Here is an 11,131-nt window from a genome sequence, read left to right as displayed (position 1 = left end):
CTTGCGACTTGCGACTTGCGACTTGCGACTTGCGACTTGCGACTTGCGACTTGCGACTTGCGACTTGCGACTTGCGATAACGATTCATCACCACAGGACTCAGCCCCATGACCCCCATCGACGCCATCATCAGCCTGGAATGGAGCGCCTTCGATAAGGTGAATAACGCCGGCGGCCGCGCGAATTGCCAGGACGATTTCGCCACGTTTGAGCTCATGCGCAAGAGCCAGTTTCTGAGTTGGGATAAAGCCACGCGGGAGAGCTATCTGGACGATCTGCAGCGCGCCAAAAAAGCTGGCCGCAACCTGATCCAGGAAAAATACGCGCGCATGATGATCTCCACCGCGCCGCAGGAATACGCCACTTTTGAGCACACCTTGCCGCCGCTCAGCGCCTGGCAGCTCAGCACTATCGAGGCGATCATTACCCAGCAGCTCGAATGGCGCGAAGCCTTTGCGCGCGTGTATCCGCGCATGTCCAGTCAGGCCCGCCTGATCCGCACGGCAGAGGATTCGCCCAGCGGAACATCGTTTGAGACCTATCTGCGCGGGGAGCTGGGCACCTATTCCGAGGCGACGCTGCAGGCCTATCAGAAAATGATCGATGACTATGTGCAGCGCGGCGAGAACATCACGACGGCGGCCATGCAACACACGGCGCTGCTCTACGGTTACGAGAGTTTGGCGGCGGCGGAACAGAAGCTGCAGTAAGGCAGGCTGTAGAGCCTCATTTGGCTTCGCTCTTCACGATGCCTGCCTGAAGAAGCCCGACAGATGAGGATCTTCAGGCAGGCGATGAACGCCCTTTATTTTCCGGCCAGAGCGGCACGAACCGCGTCTTCAAGTTTTCCGAAACCATCAGAAACGTCGATCAACTTGCCGTCGAGGAAGAAGGCTGGCGTGGTCTGCAGGCCGCTTTGCTCCCCCGCCCGCCGGTGTTCCTGCACGCGCTGAGTGTAGATCCGGTCCGCCATTTCGCCGTTGAAGCGGATCATGTCGAGTTCGATTGATTCGGCATAGGCGGCAAGGTCCGGCAAAGTCAGCTTGTGGATCTGGCTGAAAAGCAGTTGGTGCATGGGCCAGAACTGGCCTTGTGCCGCCGCGGCTTCGGCTGCCTCGGCGGCCAGTTCGGCGTGGGCGTGCAATTCGACCAGCGGGTAGTGGCGGAACACGAAGCGCAAGCGCGGGCCAGTGGTTGCGATCAGACCTCGCACCAGCGGTTCGGCGCGGATGCAGGCGGGGCATTCGTAATCGCCATATTCGAGCAGGGTCACGCTGGCGTGGGATTCGCCCAGGCTGTGCTCGGTCGCGGCCAGCGCGGCTTCAGGCGCGTCGACGGTATCTTCGGCGTAAATCATGAGGCGGCACCTTTGCTGGTCTGGAGCGTGGCGCGCAGAGTGATCTCGGGCACGCTCGCCAGCGCCTTGGACAGCGGGCAGTCGCGCTTGGCTTGCTCGGCAATTTCCTGGAAGCGGGCATCGTTGATCCCGGGCACGCTGGCCGTCAGGCTCAGGGCGATTCGGTCGATCACGAAGGCGTCGCCTTGCTGGGTCAGGCGCACCTTGGCCTGGGTGTCGATCACGGCGCTGGGGAATCCGGCTTTTTCGCAGGCAAAAGAGAAGGCCATGGTGAAACAGGCTGCATGCGCTGCGCCGAGGAGTTCTTCGGGGTTGCTGCCTTTGCGCTCATCCTCGAAGCGGCTCGCAAAGCCGTAGGGATAAGCCTTGAGCGCCGCAGTTTGAGTGCTGATCTGGCCCAGGCCGGCTTTGCCGGAGCCTTCCCAATGTACGTTGGCGGTTTTTTCGGTCATGGTGAAGCCTTTCAAGTAAGGGGTGGGTGGATGAAGCGGCCGGCCTATTTGGGGCGCGGTGGCCGGGTTTGTTTGTCTGGCCGGCTCAGGCGCCCGGCGCGCAGTTCCGCGACCGCGCTGACTACCGCGCGCGCCACGTTGCGGACTTCTTCCTGCATGGCCGTGTCCTTGTCCAGCGCCGCGTGGCTGCCGTAGTAGGACTCGTAGTAGGCGATGTAACGGTCGATTTTGGCGGCCGCGCCGGCATCGATCATGCCCATCCACTCCAGCCAGTCGCACAGATTGCGCCGGTGCACTTCAACGCCGGCCACGTCGCCATGCACCACTACGCCAAAGGCGCGGCCAGCCAGATGCTTGGGGTAGTCCCAGCCTTGTTGTTCGATGAGTCTGGCTTCGGCCAGATGTTTGCCGTGAGTCGTGGTCGGATCGGGATTGCCCCCATCGGCACAGACCATGCGGTCGATCATCTGCTTCAGCGGGCCGGGCGACTGATACCAGTAAGTCGGCGCCAGAATGATTACGGCATGAGCGGCGACCCAGCGCTCGTAGATCTCGGCCATCCAGTCGTCGGCGTGATCGAGGGCGTGATTCGGGTAACAGCTGCAGGGCCAGTGGCACAGCGGCATCGCACTCGACACACAGCCCTTGCACGGCTGAATGCTGCGGCCATATTCGGAAGTGACCAGACTCAGATCCAGCACATCGGCCTCGACGCCGGCCTGCTCCACGATCTGCTGGGCAAGCCCGGTCAAACGCCAGGTTTTCGAGTTCTCGCCCGCGCAACTGCCATCGTTGCGCGCGCTGCCACAGATCAGCAGGACGCGTGAGGGCGCGGCGCTGTCTTCCCAGCGTGCCTGCGCCAGACGCAAACGCTTGCGGGTTTCCAGCCACTGCACCGATATCTGATAGCTCGGGTCGGCAAACTCCGGCCCCGCAGCCTGGGTGATCGGCGCCTTGCGCCCGTCCTGAATGGCTTGCCAGGCAATCTCTTCGAGGCGGGCAATCGCTTCCTGCTCGACCGCATAAGCCGGGTCGTAGAAGCGGACCTGATAGAGCGTATGAAACTGCTCGCGCGTCAAAGGCGCCGGGGCCTGTCCCGTCCGGATTTCGCTCATGTCCATTCCTCGCTGCAGATGCCGTCAGGCAATGACGCGATCTGCGTGCCCGGCAGCACAGTCGCGCCGGTACGACGCACATCGAGGCGCAATGGTCGCAGTCAGGAAACGGGAGGTCTGTTTGCCAGCGTACAAAGCTCATTCATGCGCTGCACGGGACGCGAGAAGGAATGATCCGAGGTGCAGAGGGATTACGGCGATGTGGGGCAGGGTGCCCGAAGAACCGCACCCCGCCAGGCTGCGCACGATGCCATGCTGAAGAGGCTTGCTGGGGGCGGCTCTTCAGGTAGGGGCCTAAAACGGCCCCTTCAGCGGATGCACGGTGCCGCCGTTTTTGGGCGCATCAAGGTGCGCGCGCTCCTCGATACAAGCCAACCCGCCCATGTCGTAGTCGCGGCACACGTCCGGCCGGCGCTCGTAGATCGTGCACAGCATCGTGTCGCGATTCAGCGCCACGCACCAGCCATCGTCGAGGCGACGCATCACCTCGCCGCCCCATTCATCTTCATGCGTCAGGTGGCGCGGCACGCTGTCCTCGCCCATCAGGATCACTTCCAGCTGACAGCAGCAGGCCCGGCAGGTGGAACAGCTGACGCTGGGGTCGATGAAGGCGGCGTCGGAAGGGTAGGTGGAACTCATGGCGGGCATTGTCCCACGCCGGCCGCCATTCCCGTTCCTGAAAAACCGGTTCAGGACGCCCGCAGAATTGGGTCAGCCGCGAGCATCTGGTTGATCAGCGCGCTGGCGGCATCTGATCACGCTGCTGAGTAGCCGCTTGAACGTTTGACATGAAAGGCGCTTTGAGGCCGTAGGCCGGAAAGCGTCCTCTCGATGGAAGGTTAGGCGCTTCTTATGGGCATGTGCCGTTTTCTTTGTCTTCAGACAACACGGTGAACCTCACCAATTACGAAGCGTTCAGCCTCAGCGCTAAGATCGAAACGTACTTCTCCTGGCAACCCATCTGCATCTACGTAGTTGATGGTTGCAATGGTTGGGTTTGGACTCGCCTTGAAACTAAGGCTGATGACTTCCCCGTTGGAGACGATGGCTTGGTTGTGAAATGAGAACCCATCTAGCTCTGGATCGACTCTCATCCTGAATTTGGTTGCGGTATTCCCGACATTCACCAACTTAATCTTGTATTCAGTCGTTCCACCGCTTCGTATAGTAGTGGAGTGCTGAGGAATAAACTTTGGTCGCGCTGCGTCTCGTCGTCTTTCGCGCTCATCCTCCAGCGCGCGCAGTTCTTGCTGCATCTGCTCGCGACTTACTGCGACAAGCTGACTCTGCTGCTCGACGGAGTTCTTTAGTTCTTCCGCTTGCAGTCTTAGTGCCTCGGTACTGTGGCGAAGCTCCTCACCTTGCTGCAAGTAACCTAGAACTAGCCAGAGGAAGGCGAGTGGTGCAAAGAACCCTGCAAAGAAATCACCCCATGCATTCAGCTCTGTTGGCTGCTTTTTAGTCAAGAGCATGTATAGCGAGAAGCCCAACCAGCCGACAGTAAAGATCAATCCAGCAACGAAACGCTTGTCTTTCATGGTTCCTCGATTCGCATAGCGCTGCGATGAAGCGCCTAACGTGTTATAGGGCGCAGGTTTGCCTTTAATTATCGGCGTGTGCTCCCTGTTATGGCGCGACCGAATGGCGAAGAATGGCTTCCTTCATTTTGGGGACTCTGCCGGAGAGTCCGCTCATGGCGACAGCCGCCAAATGATCTCAGCGACCAGCACGCCAGCATCATAGCAATAGCGTCGTGATCATGTTGCTCCAGCACGGGTGATCAAGTGCGGCGGCTTGGGCAAGGGCTTGCCTGAAAGCCTTGCTGGGCGGTAATGCAGTTTAGTTAAGCCTCCAAAACACCGTTCGCCCTGAGCGTAGCGTAGCGAAGTCGAAGGGTTGGGGCCCAGCCCTTCATGCTTCGACTTCAGTCGCTTCGCTCTTTACGCTCTGCACGAACGGCTTAACTATGCTGGGCGGCCCTGTTCGGGATGCCTGCCTGTAGAGCGCCACTGCGCGCGGCTTTCAAAGAGGGCTGGCATTCGGGCTGAAGCGCTTTATACTGTGTAAAAAACTACTGTATAAATAATCAGCATTCGCTGGCGCCTGCGTGCCAGGCCGGATCGGAAACCATGGCTGCCGCTGCGCAAATTGCCCCTTCTCTGCAAACCGTTCTGCTGCGCAACGACATCTGGCGTGGCGACCGCTTGGCTATGCCGGGCGAGGCCGGCGTGGCCAGCGGCTTTGCTGCACTGGATGCGGAGTTGCCGGGCGGCGGCTGGCCGCGCGGGGCGCTGAGCGAATTGCTGCTGGAGGCCAGCGGGATCGGTGAGTTGTCGCTGTTGCAGCCGGTGTTGCAGGCCTGCGCGGTGCAGGCGCCGATTGCGCTGATCGCGCCGCCACAGCGCCCGCACGCGCCGGCCTGGGCGGCGGTGCTGCCGCTGGAGCGTCTGTTGCTGGTCGAGGCGCGCGGGGCGGAAGTCGCCTGGGCGGCGGAGCACCTGCTGGCTAGCGGTGCGCTGGGCGCCTTGCTCGTCTGGCTGCCGGCGCAGATCGATACGCGCACTTTGCGCCGCCTGCAAATGGCTGCCGAAGGCCATCCCGCGCCGGCTTTCGTGTTTCGCCCGGCGGCGGCTGCGCGTCAGGCTTCGCCAGCACCCTTGCGTTTGAACCTTGCCGGCTCGGCCGAGGGTTTGCAGCTGCGTGTTTTCAAGCGGCGCGGCCCGCTGAGTTCGCAGACTTTGTGCCTGCCGGTCGCGCGGCCGGTGGCGCAGGCGCGTCTGCTGGCCCGGCTGGCGCCCGCGCAAACGCCACTCGTGGCGCAAGCCGCATGGGCCTGAGCCATGTTGTGGCTGTGCTTGCGTTTTCCTTTGCTGGCGCTGGAGGTCTTTCCGCCCGATGACGGCCCGGTGGTGGTGACGGCGCGCCAGCGCGTCGTGTGCGCCAACGCTGCGGCGCAGGCCGCCGGCATCGCGCCCGGCCTGCGTCTGGCCGCAGCGCTGGGGCTGGCGCCGGGGCTGAACGTGCGCGAACAGCAGGCGCCGCGCGAGGCCGAGTTGCTGCACATGCTGGCGTGCTGGGCCGAAGGTTTTACGCCGCAGGTCAGCGTTGCGCCGCCCGATGAGTTGCTGCTCGAAATCGGCGGTTGCGTGCGCCTGTTCGGCGGCTTGGCCGCCTTGTGCGACAAGGCCCTGGCCGAGTTGCAGGCGCAGGGGCTGACGGCCGTTCAGGCGGTGGCGCCCACGCCGCTGGGCGCGCAGTGGCTGGCGCGCGCCGAGGACGCCGGGCCCTGCGAGAGCCTGCTCGACTTGCCGACGCGGCTCGCCCCTTTGCCACTGGCGGTGCTCGGCGAGCTGGATGGCCCGACGACGCGCACCCTGGCGGCGCTGGGTGTGCGCGCGCTTGGCGATCTGTTCACCTTGCCTGCGGCCGGATTGCGCCGGCGCTTTGGTGGCGCGCTGCCGCTGTGGCTGGCGCAGGCGCGCGGCGAGGTGCCGGATCTGCGTGAGAGTTTCATCTTCCCCGAGCATTTCGAGCAGCGTCTGGAGCTGCCGGCCAAGGTTTCTGACGCCAGCATGCTGCTGTTTGCGGCGCGCCGGCTGATGGCGAGTCTGGCCGGCTGGCTCGCCGCACGCAGTGCGGGTGTGGCGGAGTGCAGCTTGCTGCTGGAACACGAAGACGGCCTGCCGCCGACCGTGCTGACGCTGGCTTTCGCCGAGGCCACGGCCGATCTGGCGCGCCTGGAACGGGTGCTGCGCGAGCGCATCGAGCGCTGCCGCCTGACCGCGCAGGTCTGGCGCCTGCAACTGGTGGCCGCTGCGCCGCAGCCGCTGGCCGGCCGCACGCTGGGCCTTTTCGGACAGGAAGCCGCGCTGGCCCTGGCCCCGGTGATCGAGCGCCTGCGTGCGCGGCTGGGCAAGGACGCCGTGCACGGCCTCACGGCCGTGGCCGATCACCGCCCGGAATGCGCCAGCCGCGTCGTGGCAGAAGGCGCTCCGGCGGCGGCCGGATTGGCGGCGGGTGCGCAGCCCCTGTGGTTGCTGCCCGCGCCGCAAGCCCTGAGCGAGCGCGATGGCGTGCCGCAGCGCGGCGGCAATCTGCTGCGCCTGGCCGGGCCCGCGCGCATCGAAAGCGGCTGGTGGGAGCAGGGCGAACAACGCGAAGCGCGCGCGCTGATCGGCGACGTGCAGCGCGATTACTTCGTCGCCTGCAGCCCGCGCGGCGAGTGGCTGTGGGTGTTTCGCGATGCGCGGGGTTGGTGGTTGCACGGGCTGTTTGCGTGAAAGATCACAAATTTCCCGTCGTTCCCGCGAAGGCGGGAACCCAGAGTCTTTGGGGGGGCGGTGAGTCGCTGGGTCCCCGCCTTCGCGGGGACGACGGTGTTGCTGGTTTGTGTGGGTGTCTGTTGCTTTGGGCGTCTGTCAGCGCGGGAGCGACGGAGTTTGATGGTTTGTTTCGATTGAAGAGGCCGAGGTGATGAGAGAGCGGAATCCGTGTGTCTACATTCTGGCGAGCCAGCGCAACGGCACGCTCTACGTTGGTGTGACTTCCGATCTCATCAAGCGAGTCTGGCAGCACAGGAATGGTGAAGTGGATGGGTTCTCCAAACGTCATGGCGTTAGCCTGCTCGTCTGGTTCGAACAGCACGCGACCATGGACTCGGCGATCACGCGTGAAAAACAAATCAAGAAATGGAACCGGGACTGGAAGCTGCGCCTGATTGAGGAACGTAATCCCTATTGGCATGATTTGTGGGAGCAGGTTTGTGGTTGAACATGCGCATTTTCGTCATTCATGTCACCGACTAATTCTTTCGAGCACAGGCTACGGCGGGAGCCAGCGATCCGCAGAGCGGCAGCGGCCGACAGCAAGCCGTCGTTCCCGCCCCCGACTAATTCTCTCGAGGGCAGGCTGCGGCGGGAATCCAGCGACTGTGGGCGCGCGTGGTAAGTCACTAGGTCCCCGCCTGCGCGGGGACGACGGGAGGGGGCGTGTTCATGTCTAAACTCCCCGATTACGCCGAACTCCACTGCCTCTCCAGCTTCAGCTTCCTGCGGGGCGCCTCGCTGCCGGCGGAGTTGATCCAGCAGGCGGCGCAGCGTGGCTACCGGGCGCTGGCGATCACCGATGAATGCTCGCTGGCCGGCATCGTGCAGGCCTGGCAGGCGCAGCGGGAACTGGAGAAAGCCGGCATCCCGGCGCCGCAGTTGATCATCGGCAGCGAGTTCCGGCTGGCCTGTGGCTTGCGGCTGGTGTTGCTGGCGTGCAATCGCGAGGGCTACGGCAATCTGTCGGCGCTGATCACGTTGGCCCGACGGCGTTCGGAGAAGGGCAGCTATCGCCTGCTGCGAGGTGACTTGGAGGCAATCTCGCCGAGCGGCGCGGTGCCGGATTGTCTGGCGCTGTGGCTGCCCGGCGAAGAATCCGCAGAAGCCGACGGCCACTGGTTGAAAGCGCGCTTTCCGCGCCGTCTGTGGATCGCCGCCGAGTTACTGTGCGGCGCCGATGATGCGGGCTGGCTGGCGCGGCTACGCGCGCTGGGCGCGGCGTGCGAGTTGCCGCTGGTGGCTGCGGGCGATGTGCACATGCATGCGCGCAGCCGTCGCGCGCTGCAGGACACGCTGACCGCGATCCGCCTGCGCACGCCGCTGTTCGAGGCCGGCAAGGCGCTGTTCCCGAATGCCGAGCGCCATCTGCGCACGCGCCTGCGTCTGGCCCGTCTGTACCCGCCAGCGCTGCTGGCCGAAACGCTGAAGATCGCCGCGCTGTGCCGTTTCTCGCCAGCGGAGTTGCGCTACGAATACCCGCAGGAGGTGGTGCCGCCCGGCCACACGCCGACGAGCTGGCTGCGCGCGGCGACCGAAGAAGGCCTGGCGCGGCGCTATCCGCAGGGCGTGCCGGCCAAGGTGCGCGCGGGCGTGGAGAAGGAATTGAGCTTCATCGCCAGCGTGGCGTATGAACCTTTCTTTCTGACCGTGTATGACATCGTTTTGTTTGCACGCTCGCGCGGCATCCTGTGTCAGGGGCGCGGCTCGGCGGCGAATTCCACCGTCTGTTATGCGCTGGGAATCACCGAGGTGGACCCGATGCGCGCCGAGTTGCTCTTCGAGCGATTCCTGTCGAAGGAACGCGATGAGCCGCCGGATATCGACGTGGATTTCGAGCATGAGCGGCGCGAAGAAGTGATCCAGTACATCTATGGCAAGTACGGCCGCGAGCGAGCCGCACTGGCCGCCTCGGTGATCTGCTACCGAACGAAAAGCGCGCTGCGCGATGTGGGCGTGGCGCTGGGTTTTGGCGAAGCCGAGGTGTCGGCGCTGACAAGCTCGCTGGCCTGGTGGGACAAGCGCGAAGAGCTGCCCGAGCGCCTTGCGGCCATCGGCCTGAATCCGACCAGCCCGCGCGTGGCGCGCTGGCTGGCGCTGGCCGAGCAGTTGCGCGGCTTTCCGCGCCATCTCTCGCAGCACGTCGGTGGTTTCGTGATTTCGCGCGGGCCGCTGGCGCGTCTGGTGCCGGTGGAAAACGCGGCGATGGCTGAGCGCTCGGTGATCCAGTGGGACAAGGACGATCTCGAAGCGCTGGGTCTGCTCAAGGTCGATGTGCTGGCGCTGGGCATGCTCACGGTGATCCGCAAGGCGCTGGATCTGGTGGCGCAGCGTCGCGGAGTCCCGTTTGGCATGAGCGACATTCCGGAGGGCGACCGCGCCACTTACGAGATGCTCAGCCGCGCCGATTCGATTGGCGTGTTTCAGGTCGAATCGCGTGCGCAGATGAGCATGCTGCCGCGCCTGAAGCCGCGCCAGTTCTACGATCTGGTGGTGCAGGTGGCAATCGTGCGGCCCGGCCCGATTCAGGGCGACATGGTTCATCCCTACCTGCGCCGGCGCGAAGGCAAGGAGGCCGTGGCGCGTATCAGCCCGGAGATCGACGCAGTGCTGAGCCGCACCTATGGTGTGCCGATTTTTCAGGAGCAGGTGATGCAGCTGGCCATTGTCGCGGCGGGCTTCACGCCTGGCGAAGCCGATCAGCTGCGCCGCGCCATGGCGTCCTGGAAGCAGAAGGGCCACGTCGAGCGTTTCAAGGATAAATTGCGTGCCGGCATGCACGCGAAGGGTCATCCGGCCGAATTTGCTGATGCCTTGTGCCGGCAGATCGAGGGCTTTGGCGAGTACGGCTTTCCCGAGTCGCACGCCGCCAGTTTCGCGCTGCTGGCTTACGTGTCGGGCTGGCTCAAGCGCCACGAGCCGGAGGCCTTCTTGTGCGCACTGCTTGATAGCCAGCCGATGGGCTTCTACGCCCCGGCGCAGCTGCTGCAGGACGCGCGCCGGCATGGTGTGACAGTGCTGCCGGTTGATGTGAATGTGAGTGCGGCGGATTGCATGCTGGAGCCGTGTGCGCCCCGCCGGCCGGCTGTGCGGCTTGGCCTGTTACAGGTGGCCGGCCTGAGCTTTGAATCTGCGCAGGCTATCGTGGCGGCGCGCGCGCAGGGCGCCTTTCGCGATGTGGCGGATCTGGCTGCGCGCGCCGGGCTGGAGGCCGGGCAACTGCGCCGCCTGGCCGAGGCCGATGCGCTTGCCGGTCTGTCCGGTCATCGCCGTGATGCGGCCTGGCAGGTCAGCGGTCTGCACTTGCAGCACGATCTGTTTGAAACCGTGCCGGCGCCCGAAGCGCTGGTCGAATTCGTTGCGCCCAGCGTGGGCCAGAATCTGGTGGCGGACTATGCCAGCCTCGGCATGAGCCTGCGAGCCCATCCGCTCAGCCTTTTGCGCGAGCGCCTCGCGCAGAGGCGCTTCCTGCCTGCGTCTGCAGCCATGCAGGCGGGAGACCGAGCACTGGCGCGGGTCGCGGGCATTGTGACTTCGCGGCAGAAGCCCGGCTCGGCCAAGAGCGTATTCGTTACGCTGGAAGACGAAACCGGCATGCTCAACGTGATCGTTCATCCCTGGCTGGCCGAGCGCCAGCGCCGCGAGTTGCTGGGGGCGCGCCTGCTTGGCGTCTTCGGTCAGTTGCAGTCCGAGGGCGGGGTGGTGCACCTGATTGCCAAGCGCCTGGTTGATCTGACGCCCTGGCTGGGTCGGCTGGATACGACGAGCCGGGATTTCCACTAGTTGCTTTGCACTGTGTCAAATCCCTGTAAAGCCTTGCGTGACATCATCCTTCCGCTTTTTATCGTCCGTTTTCCGGGAATATTGCTGATGAATCAGGGTCTT

General features: G+C 64.2%; 10 protein-coding genes. 5 read left to right on the top strand and 5 right to left on the bottom strand.

Annotated elements, in window-relative coordinates:
• Positions 1 to 107 precede the first annotated feature (107 nt).
• The gene (locus ABXR19_RS01735; RefSeq protein ID WP_354599347.1) at positions 108 to 710 is read left to right on the top strand and encodes a DUF4125 family protein; all 603 of its coding nucleotides are present in this window, start codon (positions 108 to 110) and stop codon (positions 708 to 710) included.
• 95 nt (positions 711 to 805) lie between these two features.
• On the opposite strand, the gene ABXR19_RS01730 is transcribed toward ABXR19_RS01735, so the two are convergent.
• The 5 genes from ABXR19_RS01730 to ABXR19_RS01710 all read right to left on the bottom strand — a co-directional run bounded on the left by ABXR19_RS01730 (position 806) and on the right by ABXR19_RS01710 (position 4,462).
• Positions 806 to 1,357, bottom strand: a complete 552-nt coding sequence (locus ABXR19_RS01730; RefSeq protein WP_354599346.1) for a DsbA family protein — start codon at positions 1,355 to 1,357, stop codon at positions 806 to 808.
• Positions 1,354 to 1,809: an OsmC family protein gene (locus ABXR19_RS01725; RefSeq protein ID WP_354599345.1), complete on the bottom strand. Its 456-nt coding sequence runs from the start codon at positions 1,807 to 1,809 to the stop codon at positions 1,354 to 1,356. The genes ABXR19_RS01730 and ABXR19_RS01725 overlap by 4 nt, the downstream gene beginning before the upstream one ends.
• A gap of 44 nt (positions 1,810 to 1,853) precedes the next feature.
• Positions 1,854 to 2,924, bottom strand: coding sequence for a flavodoxin family protein (locus ABXR19_RS01720; RefSeq protein WP_354599344.1), 1,071 nt, complete (start codon positions 2,922 to 2,924; stop codon positions 1,854 to 1,856).
• Positions 2,925 to 3,218: 294 nt separating this feature from the next.
• Positions 3,219 to 3,563 carry a YkgJ family cysteine cluster protein gene (locus ABXR19_RS01715; protein ID WP_354599343.1) on the bottom strand — a complete coding sequence of 115 codons (345 nt, stop codon included), beginning with the start codon at positions 3,561 to 3,563 and terminating at the stop codon, positions 3,219 to 3,221.
• Positions 3,564 to 3,802: 239 nt separating this feature from the next.
• Positions 3,803 to 4,462: a hypothetical protein gene (locus tag ABXR19_RS01710; protein ID WP_354599342.1), complete on the bottom strand. Its 660-nt coding sequence runs from the start codon at positions 4,460 to 4,462 to the stop codon at positions 3,803 to 3,805.
• A gap of 591 nt (positions 4,463 to 5,053) precedes the next feature.
• Between ABXR19_RS01710 and imuA the strand changes: the two genes are divergently transcribed.
• The 4 genes from imuA to ABXR19_RS01690 all read left to right on the top strand — a co-directional run bounded on the left by imuA (position 5,054) and on the right by ABXR19_RS01690 (position 11,029).
• A complete protein-coding gene (imuA, locus tag ABXR19_RS01705) occupies positions 5,054 to 5,761 on the top strand; it encodes a translesion DNA synthesis-associated protein ImuA (RefSeq protein ID WP_354599341.1) in 708 nt (235 codons plus the stop codon).
• A 3-nt stretch (positions 5,762 to 5,764) separates the two neighbouring features.
• A complete protein-coding gene (locus tag ABXR19_RS01700) occupies positions 5,765 to 7,204 on the top strand; it encodes a Y-family DNA polymerase (protein ID WP_354599340.1) in 1,440 nt (479 codons plus the stop codon).
• 193 nt (positions 7,205 to 7,397) lie between these two features.
• A complete protein-coding gene (locus tag ABXR19_RS01695) occupies positions 7,398 to 7,694 on the top strand; it encodes a GIY-YIG nuclease family protein (RefSeq protein WP_354599339.1) in 297 nt (98 codons plus the stop codon).
• Positions 7,695 to 7,918: 224 nt separating this feature from the next.
• On the top strand, positions 7,919 to 11,029 hold the full coding sequence (locus tag ABXR19_RS01690; protein ID WP_354599338.1) for an error-prone DNA polymerase: 3,111 nt from the start codon (positions 7,919 to 7,921) through the stop codon (positions 11,027 to 11,029).
• Positions 11,030 to 11,131: the final 102 nt, after the last annotated feature.

It is taken from the genome of Uliginosibacterium flavum (assembly GCF_040566545.1).
In the GTDB taxonomy this organism is placed as follows: Bacteria; Pseudomonadota; Gammaproteobacteria; order Burkholderiales; family Rhodocyclaceae; genus Uliginosibacterium; species Uliginosibacterium flavum.
Note: the sequence above shows the minus strand (reverse complement) of the source record. Positions and strands in the feature narration are given on the sequence as shown.